The sequence below is a fragment of the Emergencia sp. JLR.KK010 genome, assembly GCF_037018265.1.
GTDB lineage: Bacteria > Bacillota > Clostridia > Peptostreptococcales > Anaerovoracaceae > Senimuribacter > Senimuribacter intestinalis.
Genome location: NZ_CP143550.1, coordinates 311705 through 338534, shown reverse-complemented (window position 1 = coordinate 338534; position 26830 = coordinate 311705). Strand labels below are relative to the sequence as shown.

39 protein-coding genes are annotated in these 26830 nt (G+C 41.2%); 34 read left to right on the top strand and 5 right to left on the bottom strand.

Annotated elements, in window-relative coordinates:
* Positions 1 to 11 precede the first annotated feature (11 nt).
* From V1225_RS01615 to V1225_RS01565, 11 genes are all read left to right on the top strand, one after another.
* A complete protein-coding gene (locus V1225_RS01615; RefSeq protein WP_338547371.1) occupies positions 12 to 302 on the top strand; it encodes a head-tail connector protein in 291 nt (96 codons plus the stop codon).
* Position 303: 1 nt separating this feature from the next.
* On the top strand, positions 304 to 615 hold the full coding sequence (locus V1225_RS01610) for a head-tail adaptor protein (protein WP_338547369.1): 312 nt from the start codon (positions 304 to 306) through the stop codon (positions 613 to 615).
* On the top strand, positions 612 to 998 hold the full coding sequence (locus V1225_RS01605; protein WP_338547368.1) for an HK97 gp10 family phage protein: 387 nt from the start codon (positions 612 to 614) through the stop codon (positions 996 to 998). Before V1225_RS01610 ends, V1225_RS01605 begins: the two co-directional genes overlap by 4 nt.
* Positions 991 to 1311 (top strand): hypothetical protein, encoded by a 321-nt coding sequence (locus V1225_RS01600; RefSeq protein ID WP_338547367.1) that lies wholly within the window; start codon positions 991 to 993, stop codon positions 1309 to 1311. Before V1225_RS01605 ends, V1225_RS01600 begins: the two co-directional genes overlap by 8 nt.
* 14 nt (positions 1312 to 1325) lie before the next feature.
* Entirely contained in the window at positions 1326 to 1877 is a 552-nt protein-coding gene (locus V1225_RS01595) for a hypothetical protein (protein ID WP_338547365.1), read from the top strand.
* 67 nt (positions 1878 to 1944) lie between these two features.
* Positions 1945 to 2271 carry a hypothetical protein gene (locus V1225_RS01590; protein WP_338547363.1) on the top strand — a complete coding sequence of 109 codons (327 nt, stop codon included), beginning with the start codon at positions 1945 to 1947 and terminating at the stop codon, positions 2269 to 2271.
* A gap of 274 nt (positions 2272 to 2545) precedes the next feature.
* On the top strand, positions 2546 to 6157 hold the full coding sequence (locus tag V1225_RS01585) for a phage tail tape measure protein (protein ID WP_338547362.1): 3612 nt from the start codon (positions 2546 to 2548) through the stop codon (positions 6155 to 6157).
* 1 nt (position 6158) lies between these two features.
* Positions 6159 to 6815: a hypothetical protein gene (locus V1225_RS01580; RefSeq protein WP_338547361.1), complete on the top strand. Its 657-nt coding sequence runs from the start codon at positions 6159 to 6161 to the stop codon at positions 6813 to 6815.
* Positions 6815 to 8176, top strand: a complete 1362-nt coding sequence (locus V1225_RS01575) for a phage tail spike protein (protein ID WP_338548147.1) — start codon at positions 6815 to 6817, stop codon at positions 8174 to 8176. Before V1225_RS01580 ends, V1225_RS01575 begins: the two co-directional genes overlap by 1 nt.
* Before the next feature lie 16 nt (positions 8177 to 8192).
* Positions 8193 to 8597 carry a phage holin family protein gene (locus V1225_RS01570; RefSeq protein WP_338547359.1) on the top strand — a complete coding sequence of 135 codons (405 nt, stop codon included), beginning with the start codon at positions 8193 to 8195 and terminating at the stop codon, positions 8595 to 8597.
* A complete protein-coding gene (locus V1225_RS01565) occupies positions 8590 to 9312 on the top strand; it encodes an N-acetylmuramoyl-L-alanine amidase (RefSeq protein WP_338547358.1) in 723 nt (240 codons plus the stop codon). The genes V1225_RS01570 and V1225_RS01565 overlap by 8 nt, the downstream gene beginning before the upstream one ends.
* Before the next feature lie 83 nt (positions 9313 to 9395).
* Here V1225_RS01565 and V1225_RS01560 read toward each other — a convergent pair whose 3' ends face one another.
* Together V1225_RS01560 and V1225_RS01555 are read right to left on the bottom strand one after the other, a co-directional pair.
* Positions 9396 to 9584 carry a hypothetical protein gene (locus V1225_RS01560; RefSeq protein WP_338547357.1) on the bottom strand — a complete coding sequence of 63 codons (189 nt, stop codon included), beginning with the start codon at positions 9582 to 9584 and terminating at the stop codon, positions 9396 to 9398.
* Positions 9585 to 9712: 128 nt separating this feature from the next.
* A complete protein-coding gene (locus V1225_RS01555; RefSeq protein ID WP_338547356.1) occupies positions 9713 to 9895 on the bottom strand; it encodes a hypothetical protein in 183 nt (60 codons plus the stop codon).
* Between the two features lie 142 nt (positions 9896 to 10037).
* Between V1225_RS01555 and V1225_RS01550 the strand changes: the two genes are divergently transcribed.
* The 4 genes from V1225_RS01550 to V1225_RS01535 all read left to right on the top strand — a co-directional run bounded on the left by V1225_RS01550 (position 10038) and on the right by V1225_RS01535 (position 12343).
* Positions 10038 to 10286 carry a helix-turn-helix domain-containing protein gene (locus V1225_RS01550; RefSeq protein WP_338547355.1) on the top strand — a complete coding sequence of 83 codons (249 nt, stop codon included), beginning with the start codon at positions 10038 to 10040 and terminating at the stop codon, positions 10284 to 10286.
* An 86-nt stretch (positions 10287 to 10372) separates the two neighbouring features.
* A complete protein-coding gene (locus V1225_RS01545) occupies positions 10373 to 10522 on the top strand; it encodes a hypothetical protein (protein ID WP_338547354.1) in 150 nt (49 codons plus the stop codon).
* A gap of 375 nt (positions 10523 to 10897) precedes the next feature.
* Positions 10898 to 11689: a type II toxin-antitoxin system PemK/MazF family toxin gene (locus tag V1225_RS01540; RefSeq protein WP_338547352.1), complete on the top strand. Its 792-nt coding sequence runs from the start codon at positions 10898 to 10900 to the stop codon at positions 11687 to 11689.
* A 240-nt stretch (positions 11690 to 11929) separates the two neighbouring features.
* Positions 11930 to 12343, top strand: a complete 414-nt coding sequence (locus V1225_RS01535; RefSeq protein ID WP_338547350.1) for a glycosyl hydrolase family 18 protein — start codon at positions 11930 to 11932, stop codon at positions 12341 to 12343.
* A 112-nt stretch (positions 12344 to 12455) separates the two neighbouring features.
* Here V1225_RS01535 and V1225_RS01530 read toward each other — a convergent pair whose 3' ends face one another.
* The 3 genes from V1225_RS01530 to V1225_RS01520 all read right to left on the bottom strand — a co-directional run bounded on the left by V1225_RS01530 (position 12456) and on the right by V1225_RS01520 (position 13673).
* Positions 12456 to 12686, bottom strand: coding sequence for a hypothetical protein (locus V1225_RS01530; protein WP_251614984.1), 231 nt, complete (start codon positions 12684 to 12686; stop codon positions 12456 to 12458).
* Positions 12687 to 12736: 50 nt separating this feature from the next.
* The gene (locus V1225_RS01525) at positions 12737 to 13222 is read right to left on the bottom strand and encodes an ImmA/IrrE family metallo-endopeptidase (RefSeq protein WP_243151219.1); all 486 of its coding nucleotides are present in this window, start codon (positions 13220 to 13222) and stop codon (positions 12737 to 12739) included.
* A gap of 106 nt (positions 13223 to 13328) precedes the next feature.
* The gene (locus V1225_RS01520; protein ID WP_338547347.1) at positions 13329 to 13673 is read right to left on the bottom strand and encodes a helix-turn-helix transcriptional regulator; all 345 of its coding nucleotides are present in this window, start codon (positions 13671 to 13673) and stop codon (positions 13329 to 13331) included.
* Positions 13674 to 13959: 286 nt separating this feature from the next.
* On the opposite strand from V1225_RS01520, the gene V1225_RS01515 reads away from it, so the two are divergent.
* From V1225_RS01515 to V1225_RS01425, 19 genes are all read left to right on the top strand, one after another.
* The gene (locus V1225_RS01515) at positions 13960 to 14364 is read left to right on the top strand and encodes a hypothetical protein (protein ID WP_338547346.1); all 405 of its coding nucleotides are present in this window, start codon (positions 13960 to 13962) and stop codon (positions 14362 to 14364) included.
* Positions 14365 to 14448: 84 nt separating this feature from the next.
* Positions 14449 to 15360 (top strand): hypothetical protein, encoded by a 912-nt coding sequence (locus V1225_RS01510; RefSeq protein WP_338547345.1) that lies wholly within the window; start codon positions 14449 to 14451, stop codon positions 15358 to 15360.
* A gap of 3 nt (positions 15361 to 15363) precedes the next feature.
* Positions 15364 to 15543 carry a hypothetical protein gene (locus tag V1225_RS01505; protein ID WP_251614995.1) on the top strand — a complete coding sequence of 60 codons (180 nt, stop codon included), beginning with the start codon at positions 15364 to 15366 and terminating at the stop codon, positions 15541 to 15543.
* Positions 15544 to 16923, top strand: a complete 1380-nt coding sequence (locus tag V1225_RS01500) for a phage tail sheath subtilisin-like domain-containing protein (RefSeq protein ID WP_338547344.1) — start codon at positions 15544 to 15546, stop codon at positions 16921 to 16923. It abuts the gene before it with no gap.
* 32 nt (positions 16924 to 16955) lie between these two features.
* Positions 16956 to 17405 carry a hypothetical protein gene (locus V1225_RS01495; protein ID WP_251615028.1) on the top strand — a complete coding sequence of 150 codons (450 nt, stop codon included), beginning with the start codon at positions 16956 to 16958 and terminating at the stop codon, positions 17403 to 17405.
* A gap of 93 nt (positions 17406 to 17498) precedes the next feature.
* Positions 17499 to 18068: a hypothetical protein gene (locus V1225_RS01490; protein ID WP_251615030.1), complete on the top strand. Its 570-nt coding sequence runs from the start codon at positions 17499 to 17501 to the stop codon at positions 18066 to 18068.
* 62 nt (positions 18069 to 18130) lie between these two features.
* Positions 18131 to 18265: a hypothetical protein gene (locus V1225_RS01485; protein ID WP_285813833.1), complete on the top strand. Its 135-nt coding sequence runs from the start codon at positions 18131 to 18133 to the stop codon at positions 18263 to 18265.
* Between the two features lie 426 nt (positions 18266 to 18691).
* Entirely contained in the window at positions 18692 to 19030 is a 339-nt protein-coding gene (locus V1225_RS01480) for an SHOCT domain-containing protein (RefSeq protein ID WP_338547342.1), read from the top strand.
* A 153-nt stretch (positions 19031 to 19183) separates the two neighbouring features.
* A complete protein-coding gene (locus V1225_RS01475) occupies positions 19184 to 19768 on the top strand; it encodes an SHOCT domain-containing protein (RefSeq protein ID WP_338547341.1) in 585 nt (194 codons plus the stop codon).
* Positions 19769 to 19817: 49 nt separating this feature from the next.
* Positions 19818 to 22499 carry a hypothetical protein gene (locus tag V1225_RS01470; RefSeq protein WP_338547340.1) on the top strand — a complete coding sequence of 894 codons (2682 nt, stop codon included), beginning with the start codon at positions 19818 to 19820 and terminating at the stop codon, positions 22497 to 22499.
* Between the two features lie 120 nt (positions 22500 to 22619).
* Positions 22620 to 22754, top strand: a complete 135-nt coding sequence (locus tag V1225_RS01465; RefSeq protein WP_285813833.1) for a hypothetical protein — start codon at positions 22620 to 22622, stop codon at positions 22752 to 22754.
* A gap of 161 nt (positions 22755 to 22915) precedes the next feature.
* Positions 22916 to 23662, top strand: coding sequence for an SHOCT domain-containing protein (locus tag V1225_RS01460; RefSeq protein WP_338547339.1), 747 nt, complete (start codon positions 22916 to 22918; stop codon positions 23660 to 23662).
* A 57-nt stretch (positions 23663 to 23719) separates the two neighbouring features.
* Positions 23720 to 23869 carry a hypothetical protein gene (locus V1225_RS01455; RefSeq protein ID WP_251615048.1) on the top strand — a complete coding sequence of 50 codons (150 nt, stop codon included), beginning with the start codon at positions 23720 to 23722 and terminating at the stop codon, positions 23867 to 23869.
* Between the two features lie 69 nt (positions 23870 to 23938).
* Positions 23939 to 24085, top strand: coding sequence for a hypothetical protein (locus V1225_RS01450; protein ID WP_251632100.1), 147 nt, complete (start codon positions 23939 to 23941; stop codon positions 24083 to 24085).
* A gap of 390 nt (positions 24086 to 24475) precedes the next feature.
* Positions 24476 to 25093, top strand: coding sequence for an SHOCT domain-containing protein (locus V1225_RS01445; RefSeq protein ID WP_251632103.1), 618 nt, complete (start codon positions 24476 to 24478; stop codon positions 25091 to 25093).
* Between the two features lie 59 nt (positions 25094 to 25152).
* On the top strand, positions 25153 to 25506 hold the full coding sequence (locus V1225_RS01440; RefSeq protein ID WP_251632104.1) for a hypothetical protein: 354 nt from the start codon (positions 25153 to 25155) through the stop codon (positions 25504 to 25506).
* A 56-nt stretch (positions 25507 to 25562) separates the two neighbouring features.
* Positions 25563 to 26165 carry an SHOCT domain-containing protein gene (locus V1225_RS01435; protein WP_338547336.1) on the top strand — a complete coding sequence of 201 codons (603 nt, stop codon included), beginning with the start codon at positions 25563 to 25565 and terminating at the stop codon, positions 26163 to 26165.
* Between the two features lie 46 nt (positions 26166 to 26211).
* Positions 26212 to 26622 (top strand): hypothetical protein, encoded by a 411-nt coding sequence (locus V1225_RS01430; protein WP_338547334.1) that lies wholly within the window; start codon positions 26212 to 26214, stop codon positions 26620 to 26622.
* Positions 26615 to 26821, top strand: coding sequence for a hypothetical protein (locus tag V1225_RS01425; protein ID WP_338547332.1), 207 nt, complete (start codon positions 26615 to 26617; stop codon positions 26819 to 26821). Before V1225_RS01430 ends, V1225_RS01425 begins: the two co-directional genes overlap by 8 nt.
* Positions 26822 to 26830 lie beyond the last annotated feature (9 nt).

Sequence of the window (26830 nt, the reverse complement as noted above, 5' to 3'; positions counted from 1 at the left end):
GAGATGATGATATGGAACGGTTACTTACTGTTGAAGAGGTTTCGGAGTATCTCGGGATAGATTATGTCGATGAAATGGTGACGGCAAATCTCTCTCGTCTAATTAGTACTGCTGATGCTTATTTAAAAAGTTCAATCGGGGAGCATTATCCTGTGGCTGATCCCAAAGCTAAGGAGTTGGGCTTGATAATTATCTCCGATCTTTATGATAACCGTGGGATTAATGATACCGTTTCGAGTAATACTCGCAAGTTGGTTAATGATCTATCATGGCAATTACGCCTAGAATTAAGAAGGGGTTAAAGTGGGAAAAGTTTATGATAAGCCTATCATCATTCAAAAAATTGATGAAGTGAGTGAAGAATGGACGAACCTGTATTGCTTGCACGCTAGGATTAATAAATCCAAATTATCGGACGAATATCTCAACGGCGGCGCAATTCAAGAAAAACGCCACTTAACTTTTGAAGTAAGATATTTTAGAGCCCTTGAGGACATTGCGTATAATACACAATGTTATCGGATTTTGTATCGTGATAATCTCTTTAATATTACCGATTTTGATGATTATTTGCTTCAGCACAAAATAGTAAAGTTGCAGGGGGTGTCCTATTGAACATACCGGTTGAGGATTTAAGCGATATTATCGCGCGCGAGCTAACGCAGTATTCAAAGGAAATTACGGACGATATAAAAGACCAAGCTAAAAAGAGTATGAGGAAACTGGTAAACGAAACGAAATTAACCGCACCTGTCGGAAAACGAAAACATCATTATAAGTCATCTATCAAAAGTCGAAAATTGAGCGAGAGCGTTCGTTCGGTGACTTACGTTTGGTATGTTGATGGTTCAGACTATCGTTTATCCCATCTTTTGGAAGACGGACACGTTAGTCGAAACGGCGGGAGAGTTTCAGGTACGCATTTTATCAGTAAAGCCGCTGATAAGATTACCAAAGAGTTTGAAAAAGCGGTTGAAGAGGTGATTAAAAATGGTTAAAGACATTTTGGTCGCGGCGGGATTTGTTGAAGGGGTAACATTTAAAGAAACACGTTTTTTAAAGGCACCTCGTGAAACGTACGCTGTTTATATGGATTCCTACGACGTTTGGGGGTCTGACGATCGTAATTTTATTAAAGACCATGAGTACACCATTGAGTTGTATTCATACAAACCCGATCCAGGAGCCGAAAGAGCGATTGAAACAAGTCTTGATTTATTCGCTGTGCCATACCAAAAGGAGGAACGCTATTGGATTGAGGAAGAGCAGCTATATCAAATCATTTATACCTTTTCGCATGTTGAAAAATAGAAGGAGGAGAGACTATGTCTGAAAATAAAAGAGACGCTGAAACTATCATCTTAGGATCAGGTGACCTAATGATTAAGGAGTACACCGGCGCTATTCCTGATTACACAGACTTCACGGAAGCTGATTTATTGGGAAGAATTCAAGGGGGCGCAACCCTTGAATATAAGGGCACTTGGTATGAAGCTAAAGATGACACTGGGAAAGCCGTTAAAACTATCATGACCGAAGAAGAAGCGACATTGAAGAGTGGTATCATTACTTGGAATGGTAAAACTCTGAAACATCTGTGTTCCACCGCTAGAGTTACAGAAGCTGATGGAATTAGAACTGTAAAAATTGGAGGTGTGGGTAATCATGACGGAAAGTCTTATGCGTTATGTTTTCATCACACAGATAGAGCTGATGGCGATATTTGGCTGGTTATCAGAGGTGTAAATCAAGCGGGTTTTAGTTTAGCGTTTGCGAAAGATAAAGAAACCGTTATTGATGCAGAGTTTAAGTGCTTGCCGCAGGACGAAGAGGGCACTCTCATCCAGTACATCGAAGAAATCGCACAGACTGTATAATTCAAAAATTGGACGTGAGGGATTACTCTCCGTCCTATTTTTATATCAGAAAAAAGGAGGATTTTTTATGAAAGCATTAGATTTTAATACGCTAAAGAAGAAATACTTGACAGTTACTCTTCCAGATGAGAACAAAACAAAATTGATGTTACGGACGCCAACAAAGCGGATTTTAAACGAATTTATCAATCTGGAAAAAATTCTAGAAGATGGCACAGATGACGATGGGCTTGAAGAGATTTACGACACACTGGCTATCATTATGAGTCACAACAAAACCGGTCGAAAGGTTGAAACGGAAACGCTGATTGAACTTATGGATATGGAAGACATCGTCATCTTCCTACAGAGTTATATGGATTTCGTTTCTGAAATTGTAGCCTTAAAAAACTAACTCTCCCTTACTACCCTTTAGAAGATAGTAAGGGGCATAATTATATTATTTCAACTCAATGGGAGCATCTAGTAGCGCAATATGTGGGAATATCGCTGCTTGAAGTTGAAGACTTGAATTATGTTGATTTTTTGCGATATAGACGAGACGCATTTATATATAACATGAGTCAGACTGAAAAAGGTCAGGAATATTTGGATAAAGCATATCGCCTAGAACAGACCGAACCAGACAAGGAGGCTTTACGAAACAAATTCGGAAAGGAAGGTTGACTATGGCGAGTAAAAAGATTAGGGGTATCACTGTTGAAATCGGCGGGGATACCTCTAAATTGGGCGACGCGCTAAAAAGCGTAGAGCAAAAGACGAAGAACCTTCAGCAAGAATTAAAAGGTGTCAACACGCTGCTGAAGATGGATCCGGGGAACATTGATTTACTACGGCAGAAACAAACCTTGCTGACTCAGGCGGTTGCGGAAACTAAATCTAAGCTTGACACTTTAAAAGAAGCTGAAAAACAAGCGCAGGAACAATTTCAGAGAGGAGATATTAGTGAAGAGCAGTATCGAGATTTGCAACGCGAAATTGTTTTAACGGAGCAAAAGCTAAAATCGCTGACTGAGCAACAGAAGGAATTTGGTTCGGTGGGTGCACAGCAAATCGCCGCAGTTGGCGAAAAAATGCAAGTGACCGGAGAAAAAATTGCTTCTGCAGGGAAAAAACTACTTCCAGCTACCGCGGCGATTGGAGGAATAGGCGCAGCATCTGTCAAAGTTTCGGCTGAATTTGAGGCATCTATGTCCCAAGTTGCAGCTACAATGGGCATGACCGCGGAAGAAATCAATAACGGATCAGAAGACTATAAAAAGCTAGAGCAAGCCGCCCGTGATATGGGAGCGTCTACAAAGTACTCGGCCAGTGAAGCAGCTGAAGCTTTGAATTATCTTGCTTTAGCTGGATACGATGTTGACAAGTCAATTGAGACCTTGCCTGTTGTTTTAAATTTAGCCGCTGCCGGCGGAATTGAACTGGGGGCTGCGTCAGATATGGTTACGGATGCTATGTCGGCGTTAGGTTTAGAGACGGATCAAGCTGAATCATTCGTTGACCAAATGGCGAAGACTTCTCAGAAGTCCAATACTAACGTTGCACAGCTGGGGGAAGCGATTTTAACAGTCGGAGGAACAGCTAAAAACTTAGCAGGTGGCACGGTTGAACTTAATACTAACCTCGGCATTCTTGCAGATAACGGCATTAAAGGCGCAGAGGGCGGTACAAAGCTTAGAAATATTATTTTGTCGCTTACAGCTCCAACTGACAAAGCTGCTGGACAAATGAAAAAGCTAGGGCTTGAAGTTTTCGATGCCGAAGGTAACATGCGCCCGCTCAATGAAACGATGGGTGATTTGGATAAAATCCTATCCACGATGTCGCAAGGAGAACAGACTCAAGTTCTCAACACGATTTTTAATAAGCAAGACTTAAAGGGCGTAAATGCACTCCTTGCTAATTCAGGAGAAAGATTCGACGAATTGTCTAGTTATATCGGAAATGCTGACGGCGCTGCTCAAGATATGGCCGACACGATGAATAACAACTTATCAGGTCAGCTGACACTTTTGAAATCAGCATTGCAGGAAGCCGGGATATCGATAGGTGAAGCACTTGTACCGATCATCAAAGACTTAGTTGGATTCATCCAAAATTTAGTTGATAGATTTAATGCGCTTAGTCCTACCGCCCAACGAATTATTATAATAATCGGGGGAATCGTGGCGGCGTTAGCGCCGACGCTGATAGTTATCGGGAAATTGATAACCTCAGTGGGTACGATTATGACGGTTGTACCCAAACTGGTAACAGCTTTTGGAGCTGTTAAAGCGGCATTTGCGAGTCTTGGAGCAACCTTGCTTGCGAACCCTATTGTTTTGATTGTTGCCGGAATAACGGCGCTGGTTGCGGCGTTAATTTATGCGTACAAGCATTCCGAGAAATTTAGAGACGCGGTCAATAACGCTTTTGCAAGAGTACGAGAAACAGTGGGTACGATTGTAAACGCTCTAGTTACTTTTTTTACCGAGACAATTCCAAATGCGTGGAATGGCTTTATAGACTGGTGTAACAATTTCATCGGTAGTATCATAGGCTTTTTTGCTAACTTGCCCGAAAGAATATGGAATCATTTGTTAGAGACGATTGCGAATATAACAAAGTGGACGACTAACATGAACCAAAAAGCTCGGGAAGGTGTTAGTAAAGCGATATCATCTATCGTAGGTTACTTTGTAAACTTGCCGGGTCGAATTCGAGCTAACTTAACAAAGGTTATCGAAAATGTGATTTCTTGGGGCACTAATTTAGCAGCAAAAGGAAAAGCTTCTGCTAAAAAATTGACTGATGCAGTCATTGCAGGTATAAAATCTTTACCAACGAAAATCAAATCGGTAGGTAAGGAAATAGTAACTGGACTTTGGAATGGAATTACCAATAAGGTGGATTGGATAAAAGAAAAAATCACTGGTTTTGCAGGTGGTATTTTAAAATCCGTCAAGAAAGCATTAGACATTAACTCTCCTTCGCGTAAGATGGAAAAACAAGTTGGTGAGCAAATTGTAGCAGGCATCATTAAAGGAGTTAATAATAAAAAAGCCAACGCAGAAAAATCAGCAAGTGAGTTAGCACTGCTTTACGTCTCTGAAGCTAAGAAACGAGCTGAAGAAATGAAAAAGGTTAACGATATGACCTTAGCTGATGAAATTGCTTATTGGGAAATCGTAAGAAGCCATCTGACGAAAGGAACAAAGGCTTATCGTCAGGCTACAAACCAAATGCGCCAGGCGAAGCAGGAACTGAATAAGGAACTAAAAAAGCTCAACGAAGCATATAAAACCGATACGCAGAAGATTCAGCAGCAACTTGAAAAGGATATTCAGGCTGTCACTGATGCCTATAATAAAGCGGTCGAGGATAGACAGAAGCAAATCCTGCAATCTTTAAACTTGTTTGATGCTTTTTCTGCTGCTGAAAGTGCTGACAAAAATACGCTGACTGCCAATTTGCAATCGCAGGTTGATGCTTTAAAAGAGTGGGATGCTGTCTTAGATGATCTCGCAGCTCGTGATGGCATGGATAGTAATTTACTGGGTGATTTGGAAGGTATGGGAGTATCGTCGATCAATACCTTAAAAGAAATCAACAGTATGACGGACGAAGAGTTATCGGCGTACATTGCTCTTTATAACGAGAAAAAGCAGATAGCTTTGGAACGTTCCGAAGCTGAAAACGAGGCGCTTAGAATTGAATCGGAAAAGCAGATTAAAAAGCTGATTACTCAAGCCGAAAAGGATTTGAAAAAGCTTAAATCCACTTATGAATCCGAGATTAAGAAACTGGGCGTTGATACAAAAAAATCGGCGAAGGGCGTTGGAGCTGATATCGTAAAAGGCATCATTTCAGGTATTGATTCTCAAATTTCGGCGCTAAAGGCGAAGATGAAGGAGGTCGGAAAGATTGCGACGAAGACCACCCAAAAGGATTTAGAAATCAAGTCGCCTTCACGCGTTTTTGCTCGTGAGGTCGGCAGACAAATTCCTGCAGGGATTGCCCTTGGCGTTGTACAGGGCACACCGCAATTAACTGATGCATTAGCGCAGATGAACAGCGAAACGCTCAACAGTGCGACACTAGATAGGCAGTTAGTTACAACGTTTGACACTCCGGTAGGCGGAAATGACAGCGGTGGGTTACTCGCAAAGCTGGATCGGCTTCTGGAGCGAATGAGTCGACTGCAAATCGTTTTAGATACTGGCGTACTTGTCGGTGAAACAATTGATAAGATAGACGCGGGACTAGCAAACAAACAGGCCCTTAACGCAAGAGGTATTTAACATGGAAAGATTTTGTGTTTTGAATCAGTTTAATACGTGGTATGACTGGGGATTGATTCTTACTAAAAAAGAAGTCTCTACACCGGAGCCTAAAACTAATTACATAACCTTAGACGGTGCAAATGGGAGCCTCGACTTAACCGAGGCTCTCTCCGGAGAGGTGGCATATCAGGATCGCAATGTATCTTTAACGTTCTGGACTGACGCTGGCGACAGAAAGTATAGAGAACGATTACTACAAAAAATAACTTCAGAGATACATGGTAAAAAATTTAAAATAATTGAGCCTGACGACTTAGAACATTACTTGTTAGGGCGTATTAAAGTAACATCAAGGTCCAACAATTTAGCTTACGCACAGATACAATTCGATGCGACATGTGAGCCTTGGCGTTATGCTGTTGAAGATACTGTTAGATCCGTCTCAGTTGTAGGTGGTGAACCCAAATATCTTATTTGCACCAACTCTGGCGTTAAAACAGTGCAGCCAACAATTATATCGACCGGAAATATCAATCTGTCGTTTGATGGAATATCTGTCGACCTGCCAAGCGGAATACATACCGTATCGGATTTCAAATTGAAACAGGGGAGTAACGTTATAACGGTATCGGGATCGGGTTCGATTACACTGACGTACAAGGAGGCTGATTTGTGATGTATAAAATATTCGCAGATGATATTTTGATTTACGACAGTACATTTGATGATTACAAAATAGGAAAAGGTCAAATTAGCTTAGAAACGAATAAGTCAGGTAGTTTTGTCTTTTCCTTATATCCGGAACATTTCTTTTATGATAAATTTATAAAGCTAAAAACTACAGTTACGGTTTACAAGGACAATAGGATTATATTCAGAGGGCGAATTCTTAACGATTCAACTGACTACTGGAATGATAAGACTTTGACTTGCGAGGGCGAACTAGGCTTCTTACAAGACTCCATTATTCGTCCATTCACTTTTAAGGGATCACCTCGAGATTTATTTGCGAAATTTATAGTCGAACATAATTCGCAAGTTGATGAGTTTAAGCGATTTAAAATCGGTCAAATTACAGTGACAGATCCAAATGACTATATCAATCGGAGTAACGAGAGTTATGATACCACCTTAGATAATCTCAACAGCCGTTTAATCGGTGATAGTCTAGGTGGATATTTTTATATTACTCACGGCGACGACGGACAGGATCCTATACCGACACTGAATTATTTAGCTGACTTTGAACATGTTTCGACACAGCATGTAGAGTTTGGGGTAAACCTTAAAGATTATACCAAAACCGTACAAGCTGGAGATATTGCCACTGCGATTATTCCTCTTGGGGCATCACTCGGAGAGGATTCGGAAACAAACCAAAAGTTGACGATTACGGCGATAAACAGTGGGAAAGATTATGTCTATGACTCGGCAGCGGTCGCCTTGTATGGCTGGATTTTTCGTGTCGTAAATTGGGATAATGTTTCTATTGCTGAAAATCTGAAATCTAAAGCGGAAGATTATCTTTTGGAAGCGATAAACCAGAATATCACAATTGAATTAAATGCGATAGACTTGCATTTATTAGACCGTTCGATTGAAAGTTTTAACTTGGGTGATTATGTTAAGGTGACTAGTACGCCTCATAATTTTGATGCTACAATGCTTTGCAACCGGCAATCAATTGACCTGCTAAATCCTCAAAACGATTCGCTGACATTAGGATACACGAGGTCGACTTTTACAGAATTGAACAATAAAATAGCCTCTTCGATTTCTAGTATTCCTACGATTCAACAAACCGTTAATAATGTCAGTAATAAAGTGACGAACCTAACTGATCACGTTAATGGTACAGACGAAACGGCTACTGACGCATTTAACCATGTGCAACAGGTTGCAAAAGATTTATCGGCAGTATCAGGAGACTTGGAAGCAGTAGCAAAGGCTGTTGCCGATAACGCTCGTAACATCGCTGAAAATACTATGAGCATTGAAGATGTTATAAAGCGCCTAGAGGCGTTGGAAAACATTTAAACGAAAGGAGTAAAACATGGAAAGGTTATTTAACAACATTAGCATCGTCACCGGTTTTTTAGGTGGTTTTGTTTGCAGTTGGCTAGGAGGTTGGGACGTGATTCTTAGAGCTTTGGTTTTTCTAGTAGTCTTAGACTATGCTACCGGCGTTCTTAAGGCGCTGTATATGCGTACACTGTCAAGCGCCGTAGGGTTTAAAGGGTTGCTTCGTAAAATTATGATTTTTATTGTTGTTGCTACCGCTGTTATTATTCAGGGAGTGGTGGGCAATTCGATTCCGCTGCGAGAAATCGTTATTATATTTTTTATTTGCAACGAGGGAATTTCACTATTAGAGAACGCTTCCGAATTTGTCCCTATCCCTGAGCGGCTTAAAGCTACTCTTATCCAACTGAGGGAAAAGGAGGATAATCATGTCTAAAATTTATTGGGACGCCGGACATGGTGGGACTGATCCTGGTGCTTGCGCAAATGGACTCAAAGAGAAAGATCTCGCGCTTAAAGTGGTAAAACACGCGTGTACATATATGAAAAAAACTTATGTCTGTGATGTTTACCAAGATATAACAGATGATAGTACCACCGCAATTAGCAACCGAGCAAATAAATGGGAAGCGGATCTGTTCGTTTCGGTTCATTTTAATGCTGGAGGCGGTGACGGTTACGAAGCACTTGTGTATGGCAACTCCAATTTGAAACTTGGTCGATGCTTCGAAAAGCGAGTTAAAGCAATTGGGCAAAATTCCCGTGGCGTTAAATATCGTCCAGACCTTAATGTCTTAAGGCTGACAAGCATGAAAGCGATTCTTAACGAATGCGCTTTTATTGATAATAAGACTGACATTAAAGACTGGGATGAAGACGACGAACTTCAGAAAATGGGCGAGGCGCTAGCCAAAGCTTGCGCCGACTGGCTTAATTTGAAAATGAAGAAAGCAATCTCTTCGGCGCCTAAAGAATACAAGGTAAAAGTTCCGTTGGGTACGAATGTTTATAAAGAAGCTAGAGCAAACAGTGCTATTGTAAATTATATTACAAATCCCGGAGTATTTACGATTGTTGAGACGATAGGGAACTATGGGCGTTTGAAATCCGGTGCAGGATGGATTAATGTGAAGAGGACTACAAAATTATGAGCTCTTGTTGATTTTTGCTAATTTTAGAGCAATATCTAAAACCGGAGGATAATTCACCCTCCGGTTTTTCTTTTATAATTCAATTATAAGTTTAACATCTCTTTTAAAAAGCTTTCGGCTTCCGCATAGGTAGTAAAATAATCTCTCCAAATGTCGCAAGCGTTTGTTTCTTGATAGTCGACAACAGGCATTTTATCAGCTTCAACTTCGAACATTTCGGCTTTTATTTTTCCGTCATCATAGAACTTTGTTGTAACTCCATAATATTTCATTATTTTCTCTCTTTCTAGGGGTAATAACTACCCCTAATTTAATGCTTATAATAAACCGCAGGATTACCATTTTCATTGTTAAAATGATACAGCGTGCGACCTTTGTCTTTTCATTTTTTGACCTGCCATCATGTCAGCAAACAATTCATAAAAAGAAGTGAGTCCGTAAATCCTGATTTGTAAACGAGACTCATTAACAAATCGAGTGTCATGCGTTCGTCCAAATTTGTTAAAATCCCGTTTAAATCTTCATATAAAGCAAGGATTCTTTCGCCGTATAAATCTCTGTCAAGTAAATTAGGTTTATTCATTTGTTTTTTCCTCCTTCTCGGTCTGTCTGATTTCATATTATCACTAAAATTAGTGATTGTCAATATGAAATTTCACTTTTTTTAGTGATAATTATTGACTTTATTTATCTGATATAGTATTCTAAGAAAAAGGAGGGTAGCAATGATAATATACAAAATTGACGTGATCGAAGAATTAAAAAAAGCCGGCGTAAATACCGTGACCGCTAAAAATACCGGTATATTCGGACAATCAACAATGAAGAAGTTTAAAGACGGAGATACTACAATTTCTATTGATAATCTGAATCGCCTATGTGCAGTCTTAGAAATGCAGCCGAAAGACATTATTAAATTCATCGAAACCGATGAAGACAGAGAAAAAATATTATCGAAAATTAGTGAAAAATGATTGACAATCACTAAAATTAGTGATATACTATAATCAAGTTAAGAAATTGACTTGATTAGCCGGGCAAGCGGAGAGAGGAGGATAATATGGATATGGCAGTTTTTAAAGGATACTTAAGAAGCTTGATGAGGCAGCTTAAGCAGTTGAAACAGGCGCTCAGAGATGGCAACATCGAACAAGCCAATGTCTTGATAGACGAATTGATTGAAGATACACAAAAAAATATAGAGGACTAAATGAAGTCCTCTATAACACACTCTCAGAGGGCGGGCTTGCCACCGCTCTTTTTTAATTGTAACAAACTTCCCTGCAGGTTTCAACGGGATATTTTGTTGGAAGAGCACAGAGAAGCAATCACAAAGGCATTAATTAAATACTGAGAGAAATACAAATAAGGTGATGATAGGATAGGCTTCTGTAAATTTGCTTCGGTAGATTTGGGGCGTCTTTTTGATTTTTTATAAAAATTAAAAAAATAAGTTATTTGGTTGACTTTTAAAAGGTAACTACATATACTAGTATTTAGCAAGTACATCTAAAATGAAATCTTAAAAGTTTTAACAATAAATCATGGTAGGGAATATAGAAAATAATGTAGAAGAGGAAATGAAATGAGCAAAGTAAAAAATCAAGAGGAATTAGTGAGACATAAGGGACATGCTTTAAAGAAACTGGATGCTTACATTAGTGATTTAATTAATTCGTCAGATAGCAGAGATCAAAGCCGTGCAGATAAGCTTGCTTATTGGATTGAGGATTACTCTCGTTTTTTAAAAAGAGAAAGGACTTTCGATTCACGAAAAGGAATACGATATAAAAAAGGTGATATAGTAAAAGTTCATTTAGGATACCGTGTAGGCAGGGAAGAAGGTGGCTTACATTTTGGGGTAGTGTTAGATGTGAGAAATAGCAAGAATAATGACACTATTACTATAGTGCCACTGACATCATATAAGCCTGATAAGAGGGTGCATGAGGATTCTGTGTTTATCGGAGATGAAGTTTTTAAGAAGATAATCGGGAAGCATGACCAGTTAAGCGATGTAATAAAAGAAGATATTCTTCGATATAAAGAAAAAATTCAGGAAACTATTTCCGTTATTGATAACTCCGATGGAAGAAATGAAGATGAACTTAAAACACGTGTGGCTGGATTAAATGAAGAATTATCGGTTCTTAATAAGAAATTGACGGAATTGGAGGAAATCAGAAAAAGCATTATAAAAATGCAAAAGGGTAGCGTTGCTTTGACAAATCAAATTACGACAGTTAGTAAGATTAGAATATTTGATCCAGTGTATTCAACTAACGTGTTGTATGGTATCCGTTTATCACCTACTACAATTAGTACGATTGATCAAAAAATAGCTGAATTATATTTATCTAAATCGAGCAAAGTGTGAAAAGTTTTGTTTTTTTTAAAAAAAGTGTACACTTTTTTTAAAAATGTGATATACTATATCATACAATTGAGTTAAAAAAATAACATTGCGCTATACGCGCCTAACTAGAAGACATTGCCAGAAATGGCCTAACTCAGCAAAAAGGCTCCACAAAAGGTGGAGCCTTTTTGCATCTTAACGGAACAAAGTTGGATTGTCAAATACGTCCATCATTGATGTACGTACACGTACGGACCGCCTATGGCGGTTTCGCCAATCAATCAGGTGCGGAAAGTGCTGGACTACGCGGTCAGTGAAATTCCAAGGGAAAAAATTCTGATGGGCATGCCTAATTACGGTTATGATTGGAAACTCCCCTTTGTCAAAGGAGAAACTCGGGCAGAAAAAATGTCCAGTGAAGGGGCTTTCTGGCGGGCGCAATATTATGGCGCGGAAGTAATTTATGACCAACTTTCGCAGGCGCCGTATTTCACCTATTTTGATTCGGCTGGAAATAAGCACGTAGTCTGGTTTGAAGACATTCGCAGCATTCGTGCAAAGCTGGCGCTGGTTGAAGAGTATGATTTGGCGGGAGTGGGGTATTGGAACATTATGGACTACTTTCCGGCAAATTCTGAAGTACTCAATGAGATGTATCAGGTGCGGAAGCTGTAAAAATCGAAAATTTTGTAAAACGCCTGCGGACGTTTTTTTGCTTTTCTTGACAAATATACTCGCAAAAAATAAAAGTGATACAAGAGTTTCTTAGAAATTCCTGCATCACTTTCTAAACCACTTGCGCAAAGTCTGTAAGTCCTTCCAAAGCCGAGGCTGGAATCATCATATGTAGCTGGTGGTTATCAATATAACCAATCTCGCGGTCATAAATCTGACATTGACGTTCATGACTAAACCTGGCATTGATCATGATGATATAGGTGTCATCAGCGCAAATGACTGTGCGTCCGTCAATTTCCACGGGAAGGTTCAAAAGTAATACGCGTACAAATTCGTCCATATATTCTAAATTCATCTCCTAATATTATCAGGCAATACAATTCCTTGAAACTATTCCAGTGTATCGATGTCAGCATTGCGAGTGTAGTTCAAAAGAGCATCTGCAAGTGCCTGCTGTTTCTCCTCTTGCCAAATATCACCATACTTAGATTCGTAACAGATGATAGACTCTCTGAGAAAAGCCTCATCAATATCCAGATATTCTGCTATTTCGTAAATGTCGGTGCAGCCGTTTCTGCAGGCTTCTTTAATATGTTCTAGTGGAATCAACTTGTTGTATGCCCAGAGTCTGGCAGCACGCTCCTGCTTGGCGTTGTTTAAATCGTTCAAATCCAGTATGTTGCCGACAGAAGTTTCATAATGTCCTAATTCTTCCGCTAAAATACAAGCCTTTCGCTGTTCTGGAAGTTCCTTGTTAATCCAAATCGTATCGTCACCATAGAGTCCTTCGTGGCACATGGAATGTTCCTCAATATCCAGCATATCTTCGTATTCACCAATTAAATCTTCGTATTTGCTCATAAGATTTTTACTCAAAGTTATCACCTCGCGATCCCTTTTTTGCAGAAAAGCAGGCGAGTTTACCTATATGCAAAGGATTGCTCCACTGCAAACATACATGCTGCTAAAATGCAAATCAAGGTTATTTCTTCTTGCGTTTCGATAGTATATATTTCTTGAATGCTTCGATTTCGTCTAGTTCTTCTTCGGTCCATTCCGTCCCATCATGATGGACAGCAATGGTGTGCACTTCTTCTGTCTGATGCTGCGTATTCTGTGCCGGCTCTGTCTGCCAGCCCATCAGTACAGCGGGGGTTACATCCAGAAGTTCTGCCAGTTTGACAATATTATCGTACTTCATATTCCTGATATTGCCGGACTCCCAGCGCTGCACGGTACCTTCTGATACGCCCATTTTCCGTGCGATGTCCAAAAGCGTATACCCGCGGGATTTGCGAAGTTCTTTCAATGTAGTGGAATGATGCATGGGGCCTCCTAAAAGAAAGACGGCTGTGCCGTATTTGGGCGACAGCATGACTTTCTTGATATTTCCTCTGATATAAAAATTTTAGCACATATGTTCTTTTTCCGCAACCCAAAAACTTGCATTTTATGCAAAAAAACTTTCTAAAAAGCTATTGACAAACGTATGTTCGTATGATAAAGTAGGCACATACCAAAACTTGCATAAAACGCAAGATTTGGCGATACAGTATTTTTTTTCATCATAAACTTGCATAAAATGCAAGAAAATGCAAAAGGAGGTCTATCTTATGGGAAGGGCAAGAGAGCCGTATTGGCATTATGTAAAGTCCATTATCAAAGAATATCCTGTGCTGGAAAAAGAACTGGCGACGCCGCTTTCACCGAGGCTTCGTGCGACGCTGGAACCCAGTACAGGCAGAAAAACTGCCAATCCAACGCAGGATTGCGTCATTCACGATTTGCCGCCGAAGCAGCAGAGAAAATACGATGCCGTTAGCAACGCGATTTTAAAAACACGTCTGACCCATCCAAAAACTGCTGCTGACCGTCTGAAGGTTATCGACATGGTGTACTGGAAACAGTCTCATACTGTTGCAGGCGCTGCAATGAAGGTACCCTGCCATCGGAACATCGCGGGAAAGTGGCAGGGAGACTTTATCAGATTGGTAGCGGAAGAATTGGATTTGGTGTAATCGAAAGAGTGTGCATCGGGTACATAAAAATGTGCTAGGATGTGTACAGTGAAAAAATCCGATACACGGAGAAAGGAGGAAAGTATGATGATCAATTTGATACTGGAACATCTGCAGACAGACACTGCACTGCAGACGTATCTTGCACAGTATGCAGGAAAGCCGGCAGTATTTGCAGACGTCGCGCCCAAAGAAAGTGACGCAGCTTGGAGTGCGGGCAGTCACTATGGGCAATTGCTTCTGCATCTGCAACTGCAGGAAGATGCTGCCAGAGAGGGAAAGAACTTTCTGACCGCAGAACTTCTGGCAGAGTCGGACAGCAATATATATGTATTTATGGATACGGTGCGGGAGCGTCTGGATGGCTGGTTCTTTGCCGAAGAAAGACACGTCTATTCTATGCACTTCTCAAAAGCCGAACAGCCGGCTTTGGAAAAGCAGGAAGAAACAGCGGAAAACCTGCAGCGGGCAGTCATAACCTTTTCGGTTTATGAATATCCTGACCAGTGCCTTTTGCCGGAAAGTCCGGCGGCATTGCTTAGTGCATGGAGCAAAGAGAATTTACCGCAGGTTATCGGTAGATCCGCATATTTGCTTGGATATGACGACAGTTTGCTGCCGCAGGCATTTCGTCCGACGCAGCAAAAACCGGCAGTCTACTGGCGTCTTGCCAAAACCGGAAAGTGTGAAAGCCTTACAGGCGGCAAGGGCAGCATGTGGCGTAGCGCAAAGGTACAATGTCATGTAATCATTCCTGGCAGCATCGCCGAAGCGGGCGCCATGGCGCTTTTAATCGAACACGCATTACTTGAGGAAGGACGCATTGCGGACGAAGAAAGTTTTGTCATCGTGGGAGACACCCAGGGACTCGATCTGGCGCAGGATGCGGTGCAGGCAGGACAGCTTGCCGTAGAAGCCATCTATCCGGTGATTGCGGCGGGTCAAAGCAGCGAAATTCTGCAGCATGTAGCAGTAGCAATGAAAGAAAGGGAGTAGAGAATGAAAACCAAAAAAAGTAAATCTGTATATACGATCGCCCAACTGGCAGAGGCTGCTGGCGTATTCGGAAGCAATCCGGTGCTGGTAAAAGCAGCCCTTGTGACAGCGGGTCAGGAGACGTATACAGAGGAAGATGCCAGAAAAATAATTGAAACGTTTAAACAAAAGGAGGTAAAGTAAATGGCACAGATTTTTAGAGAAGGAGAAATGAAAGTTAGACCGGATGTGTATTATCGTTACTCAAACCGGGGTACGGAGGAAGTAGGCGCAGTCGACGGCATTGCCGCACTGGTGATGAAAGCATCATGGGGTCCCTGCGGACAGGTATCTGCGTTCAGCAGCGCGGCAGACCTTTTAGAGGCGTACGGTGATTGCGACGGCGCAGCGATGGCAGAAATTATGTTTGCGGAGGGCGTAAACACGGTGTATGTGTATAGAGCGGGCACCGGCGGCACCAAGGCGACCTTGACTCAGGGGGATAACGTCGTACTTACCGCAAAGTATGAAGGCGCGCTGCCGATTAAGGTAAAAGTGCTGGCGCTGCCTGGCGGCAAGCAGAAACAGTGTCTGATTATCGCAGGCAATAAAGTAAAAGAAGTTTACACCTTTGCGGCAGACGAAACCGGTGAAGCGGCAGCTTTGGCAGAGGCGTTAAAGGCAAGTGCTTATGTAACTGCAGAACAGGGCAAAACCGGTGCGGTGGAGGAATTTGAGGCGGTACTCAGCGGCGGTACAGATCCTGCCACGACGGCTGACAGTTATCTGGAAGGATGCCAGGCACTGGAACCGTACTACTATAATGTCATCTGCTGCGATAGCAACGCTGACGGCGTACAGAACGTGCTGGCAGCGTATGTAGAAGACGTAGTAAAGACCGGAAAATTCCCAATTGCGGTGATGAGTGCTGATGTGACAAAACCGCTTGCTGACAGAATGGCAGCCGCGGCGGCAAAGAATCACGGACAGATTGCCATGATCGGCAATACCTATACAGATTTGACCGGCATCGCAGCACCAGCGATTTTCGCAGCAGCTCATCTGGCAGGTGCAGTCGCCGCAACACCGGCAAACCAGAGCATCGTACATAAAAGTCTGCGAGGCGCGGGAGATGTGACGGAACGTTTTACCGGCACCCAGTACGAGGAAGCTATTAAAAATGGTCTTGTGCTGCTTTCCAGAAGTGCCGACGGTCTGGTTTGGTTTGACTCCGGCGTAACGACACTGGTAACGCTTGACGAGAGCCAGGATGCGGGCTGGAAGAAACTGAAACGCACGAAGGTCAGAAATGAACTGATGCGCAGACTTCACATCATGATGGAGAAAAAAGTCGGAAAGGTAAGCTGCGACAGCGATGGCATTGCCGATGTGGTACAGAGCGGTATGCGTCTTCTCAACGACATGGCAGGAGAAAAGAAAATTATGCCGGGCGGCAGCTTTACGCTGGATGCGGATAATCCGCAGACCAGTGACAGCGCTTGGTTTATCGTTGAAGTAGACGATATCGACACGCTGGAAAAAATCTATCTGCACTATAGATTCAGCAATGTGCAGACTGCATAAAATTTACGTGAAATAACGAAAGGGGAAAAGATATGTTAGATCAGAAAACACTTGTAAAAAATCTTATGACAGGAAAGGACGGAAAGCTGTTTCTTTCTGTAGATGATCAGCCTGTGGAACTTTTAGAAATTGATACCTATTCTGTCAAGGCAAACTATACCAATCTGGATTATCAACCGGTGGGCTCTTACCAGAAGTTCAGTGTACCGGGCGATGTATCCTATACGCTGACCTTTACAGAGGCAGTGGTTCGAGATGATGTGATTATGGAGCCGCTGCTGGCAGCGGCAAAGAATGGAAAAAATATTAGCTTCACATTCAGAGCCAGCGCCAACAAGCCGGACGGAACGCAGCAGCAGCTTACAATCGAGGATTGTATTCCGGATGGAGAATTTGATTTGATGACGTTGACGCCGGGTGAAATCATCAAGAGAAATCAGTCTTACAGAATCAATTCCACGCCGGAGTGGTTCAAGGGCTAATAATCGAGGCTCAATCGGCTATATGCAGGAGGGCGGCGGCTTTAGGGGCACCCGCCCTTCATCTAAAAATTGTACGGAAGGGGAAAAGAAAAGATGGAAAACAACACACAGGAAACGATGAGAAGTACCTACATTACACCGGTCACCGATCCGGAAATTCCCGCAAAAGTTGCGGAGAAAATTGAGAAAGAGGATGAGTATGATCTGGTTAGCTCGCTCCTTGCGGCGGCGGAATACCAGCAGGCACCTGAAATGGTGAAAGAGGTGGAAATCAGAAGAAAGGGCAAGCTGTATTTTACGGTGCATTTACATCCGGTATCTGAGGATGATATTGCTTTTGCCAGAAAGAAAGCATCTAAATACTATGAAAATCCACAGGGCAAGAAACTGCCAAAAGTAAGAGGCGAGATGGATAGTAGCATGTTTAACTCCTGGGTGATTTATTTAGGAACTACAGAGAATGACAGAGAAAAAATTTGGGGAAATTCTGCAGTCATGAAAAAGCTGGGGCATTTGAAACCGGTTGAATGCGTTAATTCACTTTTAGTCGCTGGAGAAAAAACACAGCTTGTTAATCTGATTTACAGTATCAGCGGAATGTTTGGACCAATCGATGAGGAAGAAGTCAGCGATGAGGAATACATAAAAAACTCATCAAGATAAGCGGACTGGCGCAGTGGCTTCACTTCGCTTATCAGAATCACAATAAAGAACCCGGTATTCTGATGGGGCTTCGTACCTGTCAGCAGCCGGTATCTCCCGGCGAACGAACTTTTATGATGGCGTCGGACCTTTTGGCAATCGAAGAGGGTTTCGTACCCATCAAAGTCAGCAGCTTTGGGAAAAAAGAAGGGGAATAGAGATAGGAAAAGGACGGCATACGCAGAAGGGGTTGCCGTCTTTTTGCTGGAAAGATTTTATTAATAGCTGTCCGATTTGTGTGCAACAGGTTCAAGAAAGTATGCTATAATGTGTATGGTAGAAAGCTGAGAACTGATAAGGAAAGGATATATCATGACAGAAATCAGAAAAATGCGAACCGCAGAAGAACTGTACGAGTACTACTGCGAAGTCAGAAAAGACATTAAACCAGGAACATCTGATTTAGACAGAAAGAGATTATTCATGGATCCTTTGGAACCATATAAAAGGGTGGAAAATCTTTTAGAGACGGATGAATATTTCTTAACCACATTCCGTGCATATATATATATATATATATATATATATATGATACCGGATATAATTCTGAAAAATGGATATATATATTAACGAATAATAGGATTATGAGTATTTGTATTGATACTTACGGGGCAGAAAGCATTAGATGGGAAAATATAGAAAGTGTTTACATTACTGGAGCAGATGTTATTATTGAAGCGGATGTATATCGTATGAGTATGTCTCGTGTATTTGTTAGAGCAATGGAAGACTCTGAATTTATCGAAAAAGAATTAGAAAAGGTTATACCTTTTATTAGGAAAGTGCGAAAGAAGCAGCTGCAAAAAAGAAACGCTTCTGTAAGCCCTGCCGACGAGATACGCAAGTTTAAGCAGCTCTGGGACGATGGGATTATTACAGAAGAAGAGTTCCAACAGAAGAAAAAGAAATTATTGGATTTATAAAACGCCTGCGGGCGTTTTTCTTTTGGAAAAAATAAAGGAGGAAAAGGGAGATGGATTAAAATTAGCGAATTAGGTATAAATTGTCCCGATAAATATGCTATAATGTAGGGCATAAAAGAAATAATGAGTGGTTGATGATAGAAAGGATATATTATGACAGAACTAAGAAAAATGCGGACAGCAGAAGAGATGTACGAGTATTACTGCGAAATGGAAAAAGGCAAAGGGTCTTTTTTGGAGAAATGGGTTTTAGATGAACCTTTACAGCCGTATAAAAGTGCAGAATCATTATTAGAGCCAAATGAATATTGCTTGACAATATTCAGCGCATATATATATATATATGCGCATATGGAGTCAGATGAAAGATATATGTATTTTTTGACAAACAAACGAATTATTACAGTTGGAATGTATTGTGATGGGATAGAAAGTATTAGATGGGAAAAAATAGGCGACATGACTGTTGAGGAAAAAAGTATTATTATTGAAGTTGATACTTATTATATGAGCTTATCTCGTATATTTGTAAAAAGTAATCAGCTTGCTGAAATCATCAAGAAAGAATTAGAAAAGGTCATGCCTTTTATTTGGGAAGAGCGTGAGAAAATGCTACAAGAAAGAAACCGTTTTCTAAGTCCTGCCGATGAAATACGCAAGTTTAAACAGCTCTGGGACGATGGAATTATCACTGAGGAAGAGTTTCAACAGAAGAAAAAGAAATTATTGAATTTGTAAAAACGCCTGGGGCGTTTTTCTTTTGGAAAAATAAAGGAGGAAAAGGGAAATGAGTAAAAAAATAATTATTGAAGTGGACGAAGCATCTGTGAAAAGCTACAGCAATGCAATCAAGCAAGCAGAGAGCGATACCCGGAAATTTGCTGATGCGCTGGATCAAACGGAGCAAGCGTTGGAGGCGCTGGATCGTTTCGCAGACCGATTCTCGCAGAAGTCCTGCCGGGTGAGCCTTTATGTGGACATGGACGAGGCGATGCAGGGACTGGACCTGTTTGAACGGAGACTGCAAAACCTGACAGCGAAAACATATCGCATACAGCCACAGCTTCGCTATGCGCAGGGCGGAGGACGGCAGTCAAAGACCTATACCGGAAGCAGAGCCGTGTGGGAAAGAACCCAGGCGGTTCCGGAAGCGAAGAATGGGAACATGCTGGAAGAACTGTTCTTTGGTGGTGCGACCGTGGGGGCGTTGTATGGGAATTATAAAGTTTTGCTAGAAGATATTCCTAAAATGTCTAAAAAAATTGGCGTTAAAAATCTTGCCACCGGCATTTCTACCATCGGCATGCTGGACGGTGGCGCTAGGATTGCCGAAGGAATGTTTGCTGCAGGTAACGATTACGACAGAACTTCAAAAATTTTTGAAGGCGCCACTATCATGGCAGGATCCTTTGGTGGTATGAAGGCTGGCGCGGCGCTGGGATCTTTGTTCGGTCCCGTTGGCGCAGCAGCGGGCGCAGGACTGGGATATCTGGCGGGAGAATATCTTAGCGATCCCATTTCGGAGTTTATGAGCGGCGGGAAGTTGGGTGCGATGAAAAACGCGGCAATTTCATCTGAAGCAGCGGCACGTCTGGAAAAATTTAAGCAAGAACAGGAAGAACTTGCAAAGATAAGGCTGGATGAGAAATTTGGTGATATCGCACTTTCAGCAGAACAGCTTTCCCAGGTAGTAGCAGGATTATTCGATCCGTCGCAGACGGCAAGAATTTACAACGCTAATGCTGCGATAAATGAGCTTGGTGATGCATACCAAAGCTTGCAGCAAGGGGACTATACGATGGATAAAAGTCTGTGGATGGCATCGACAAGGCATTTAGATGCGGGAGAACAGAGTGTGTTAAAAGAACAAACTGTTGATTATGGACAGCAGCAGCTTTCCTTTCTGAGAGAAAAACAGTATGCTGGGATTGAGGCAATTCATGCAATCACAGGAGACTCAGATACAGGGGACATATTAATTGACGCACTGGGTAAGAAGTACGAGGCGCAAATAGAGGAAACTGAGAACCTGATTAAACAACTGGACGATGAGATTAACAAGTCTCTGCAAGATGGAATAATTAGCGAATCTGAAAAAAGCAAAATTGATGAAATCATGACAAATATAGAAAACCAAAGAACCCTTGCAGAAGATAAGCCTAATGAATTTAAAGCTGGTTTAGATGGGATACCAACAGGAAGTATAAAAAGCATGAACTGGGAATCTTTTCAGAATGTAATTACTACAGGAATTGGCAGTGCGGATGAACAGGCTGCTGTACTCGACAATTTGTATGCCAGTGTTGCGCCAGACTTGAATGCGGATGAGAGAAGACAATTATTGTTGGGAAAAGCGGAAGATGGAAACGAAGGTTTATATGCGGAGAAGAAAGATCTTTATATGAATGTTGCAGAGACAATGCTTGATGAATTCACTGATCGCTTTCAGGATGAACTTGGGGAGTCAATGACTTCTATAGAACCGATGTACAAAAAAATTAAAGCAGGTCAATTTGGCATAGAGGATTTTAAGGAAATAAGAGATCAGGGAAATGCGTTGCGTGCAGATGAAGAAACCAGAGCGGCTGTCGGTGAATATGTTGACAGCATGTCGGATATGACGCAAAAAGTATTGGAAATAGTAAGCTTATATGAAGGAGCAGGCTTGAATGCTCCCAGAGAGGCACAAGAGTATTTACGTCAAATGGATTTTTATGCGTATCTTGCTGATGATAAAGCATTGAATTGGTTCAGTGATAATGCAAATGGAGTCTTTCAGTCTGAAAATTATAATTATCTGGCGGGGGCAGCGCAGCAGCCTGTAGCTAGTTCGCAGGAGACAGGAGGCACAGCAACAGTTCCAACAGAATTGCTGATTGATGGAGAAAAAGTAATAGAAGAACAGATTAATATTACAGCAGAAGATTTTGGGATTCCAGAGTTTATCACAGCGCCGGTAGATGTATATGTTACAGGACATAAAATATTTGGAGCTGCCCCACCAACGTTATCACCACTTTCGGAATACCGCGGCGGCATCATCGCTCCGGCTTTCGCAGAAGGCGGTTACGTTCACGGCGGCGCCCAGCTGATTACAGTGGCAGAAGAGGGTACGCCGGAGGCGATTATTCCGCTGGGTAAGCACAGAAGAAAGCGGGCGCTGCAGCTTTTCAACCAGGTCGGCGGCTATCTGGAAGCGCCGGGCTTTTCGCCGAAGGGTTTTGCAGCGGGCGGTATCGTAGGCGGCAGTATCGGAAGTCTCAGCGGAAGCGGCAGCAGTATGCCGGTCGCAGTAGAAGTCGGCGGTGTAGAAATCAAAGTAGAAGCCAAAGACGGACAGTCGCTGGTTGAAACCATCCGGGAAAACAAAGAGGCAATCAGCGAAGAAATCGCAGGTGTATTCAACGCGGCATTTAAAGGACAGTTTGCCAATACACCGGCAGCAGGAGGCGCAGGATTCTGTGCATGATAGTCGTCCCAATTAAGAAATCAGTGATGAGGAATACGCAAAAAACTCATCAAGATAAGCGGACTGGCGCAGTGGCTTCACTTCGCTTATCAGAATCACAATAAAGAACCCGGTATTCTGATGGGGCTTCGTACCTGTCAGCAGCCGGTATCTCCCGGCGAACGAACTTTTATGATGGCGTCGGACCTTTTGGCGATCGAAGAAGGCTTTGTACCCATCAAAGTCAGCAGCTTTGGGAAAAAAGAAGGGGAATAGAGACAGGAAAAGGACGGCATACGCAGAAGGGGTTGCCGTCTTTTTGTTGGAAAGATTTTATCAATCGTTGTCCGATTTGTGTGCAACAGGGATAGGAAAGTGTGCTATAATGTGTATAGTGAAGATTTGCACATAATGCTGAATAAGAAGGAGAAGCTAGTATGCGTAGAATGCGGACGGCAGAAGAAATGTGGCAGTTTTGCTTTGCAAACGATTTGTTTTATGAAAAAGCGCATTTTTATCTTGTGGCAAAACATTTGCAGCCGGATGAGTATGCGGTATTCTGTTTTCAGGGGCTGCAGAATAATGTCAGAATGATGACAGACGGAAATTTTGCATACGTATTTACTAATAGAAGGCTGATTATAGGGCAGAAACATTTGACAGTTGAAATCGTCAGGTCGATTGACTATAGAGATCTTCATAATGTTACGGCGGCAGGACGAAGTGTTGTAATTGATGCGACAAAGTGGGAGCCGAATGTAGAAGTGCTGAAGGGTGATGTAACTGGTGTCCAGAAGGGACTGGCAGAAATTATACCAATCATTCAGCAGAAGAATCAGGAGCAAAGGCAAAGCGCAAACTTTTCCGGAAGTGTAGCGGATGAACTCGCAAAGCTGAAAAAACTGACTGATGATGGAGTTATGACGCAGGCAGAATTTCAAGCGCAAAAAGACAGGTTGCTAAACCCTGCGGCAATCTGTACAGATTATTTTGAAGACATTCCGGAAGAACCGACCTATGCCTATGAGAAAAAGTTCGACAAAGCCGTGCAGAGCAATGACAAAAAAGCAATTGTGATTAGAGCAGTGACGTTTACGGTAGGGGCGATAATACAGCTACCAGTTGCTATAATTTTCATACATTTAATACTTTATCATTATGGAATTGTAGATGAACTTCCATAGAACACTCGAAAAAATCATGCGTGGTGGATGTTTTTCTTGAAAGCAAGGGAGAAAATTATGTGGAAGATTGAAAAAGAGCAATTAGATAAATTGGACAAGAAATATAAGATATTGAAAATTTGGGGCGATATTGCAATGTGGATTGCTTTGGCAACAACAGTGGTTACGATAGGAAGTATGGTATATTTACTTGTACTTGCACTATAAAATAATAAAAAGCTAAGAACATAAAAGACACCGGCAGGGGTGTTTTTTATTTTGCAAAAGGAGGTTAGCATGACAAAAAAATATATAATTGAATGTTATGATGAAAAGTCGATGAAGAATTTGGAGCAGGCAGAGAAGCAGATGGACAAAAGATTGACGCAGTTAAAAAACTTAAATAATCAGGGATTAGAGTATTTGAATCAAACTGAAAATTGAATGCAAAAATATACGAATGTAAACAGTTGCATTGAAGTGTATGTGAATGATAAGGTAAGCAATGTACTTGCAAAGATTGAAGAACGGGTAATCAAATGGAGACCACAGAGCGATTGCTGAATGAATTTGCACAGACGGAGTATACCGCATCTATATTTCTGGACGATTAGGTAACGCCGGTTTTGGAGTCTGTGTTAGGAAGGTTAAGAGATTTTTTGAAGAGTAGTTATAAGGTGGCTGTCTTTGGCTACATGTGGCGGATATATAGAGAGGGGAAAAGAAAGGGGAAGAATTGCGTTAAGAGAATCCATAATTTTGTGCAACAGGTTCAAGAAAGTATGCTATAATGTGTATAGTGAAAACTGATGCTAATGCAGGTGTGGGAAAGGAATGGTGGATGAGATGAGAAAAATGCGTACAGCGGAAGAGATGTTTGCATATTATCATGAAAATGTGGAACATAAGAAGAAAGCAGGAATGTTTGGAATAGAGGTTTCAGGGCCAGAAGATATATTGCTTGATTATGAATATCTCATATTACTTTTAGATGATGATGAGTATGTAATGACTTTTTTTTGGGGATATATATATAGACAAGTATATATGCAAGAACATAAGGAGATTAAATGGACGTACATGTTTACAAATAAACGATTAATTGCCAAATGTGTAGAAGCAGGTTGGCAAATATTGGGATATGAGAAAATAAATAATATACTGGTAAGCGCTGAGCATCGAGAAGTGTATTTTGACACTGATGGCTGGTATCGGGGATTAGCAGATGTAAAGATATATCATGAAGATATAGATTTTATTAAGCGTGAACTTGCAGAGGTAATGCCATATATCAGAGAAATGCATGAAAAAGAAATGAGGAAAGAGAAGTTGATTATCAGCTCTGCTGATGAGATACGTAAGTTCAAGGAACTCTGGGACGATGGGATTATCACGGAGGAAGAATTCAAGGATAGAAAGAAGGAACTGTTAAAGTTCAAATATGTAGATTAATAAGCAAAGAGGAAACGCCTGCGGGCGTTTTTTCTATGGGAAAAAGGAAAGGAGAGAATATGAGGAAGGAAACAGGAATTACAAAACAGGATGTAACGATTTTGCAAGCCTACAGCAGTGAGTTTGGTAAACTACCTGCAAAAATGAAAAAGTATCAAAAGGTGATGGAGACCACAGAGCGATTGCTGAATGAATTTGCACAAACGGAGTATACCGCATCTATATTTCTGGACGATCAGGTAACACCGGTTTTGGAGTCTGTGTCAGGAAGATTAAGGGATTTTTCGAAGAATACCTATAAGGTATCTGTTTCTGTCGATATGCGGAAGGTATGTAGAGTGGAGAAAGGAAAGGGGGATAGCGTTAAGAGAATCCATAATTTTGTGCAACAGGTTCAAGAAAGTATGATATAATGTGTACAGTGGAAAACGGACTCTAATGCAGGTGTGGGAAAGGAACGGTAGATGAGATGAGAAAAATGCGTACAGCAGAGGAGATGTTTGCATATTATTGTGAACATAAAGACCCAAAAAAGAAAAAAGGTTTTTTTGATACGAGTTTGCCGATGTTTGATGATGAAAGACGGGGTGATTTTGAACTTGCTGAGTTTTTTTTAGAACTGGATGAATATGTAATTTCATTTTTTTGGGGATATATATATGTATATATATATGATATTTCAGCTGACCAAAATAAAAGATGGATATATATATTTACAAACAAGAGAATAATGTCGATATGTTGTGAGGATTATGGAGTTTCATCAATTAGCTATGCCAGACTGAAAAATATAATCTTTATTCCAAGTAAAATTGAAATCTTTTTTGATATAGACGGTTGGTGTAGAGGATTTTCTGAAGTACAAGCAGAAAAAGAAAACTTGGAATTCACGCAACGTGAACTTGCAGAAGTATTGCCATATATCAGAGAAATGCACGAAAAGGAAATGAGGAAAGAGAAGTTGATTGTCAGCTCTGCTGATGAGATACGTAAGTTCAAGGAACTCTGGGACGATGGGATTATCACTGCGGAAGAGTTTCAGCAAAAGAAAAAGACGCTATTAGATTTATAGAAACGCCGGCGGGCGTTTTTTCTATGGGAAAAAGGAAGGAGAGAATATGAGAAAAGAAACAGGAATTACAAAACAGGATGTAACGATTTTGCAAGCCTACAGCAGTGAGTTTGGTAAACTACCTGCAAAAATGAAAAAGTATCAAAAGGTGATGGAGACCACAGAACGATTGCTGAATGAATTTGTACAGACAGAGTATACTGCGTCTATTTTTCTGGACGATCAGGTAACGCCGGTTTTGGAGTCTGTGTTAGGAAGGTTAAGAGATTTTTTGAAGAGTAGCTATAAGGTGTCTGTCTTTGGCTGCATGTGGCGGATATATAGAGAGGGGAAAAGAAAGGGGGGAATTGCGTTAAGAGAATCCATAATTTTGTGCAACAGGTTCAAGAAAGTATGCTATAATGTGTATAGTGAAAAACTGATGCTAATGCAGGTGTGGGAAAGGAACGGTGGATGAGATGAGAAAAATGCGTACAGCAGAGGAGATGTTTGCATATTATCATGAACATAAAGACCCAGAAAAGAAAAAAGGTTTTTTTGATACAAGTTTGCCAGTGTTTGATGATGAAAGACGGGGTGATTTTAAACTTGCTGAGTTTTTTTTAGAACCGGATGAATATGTAATTTCATTTTTTTGGGGATATATATATAGTTAAATATGTATA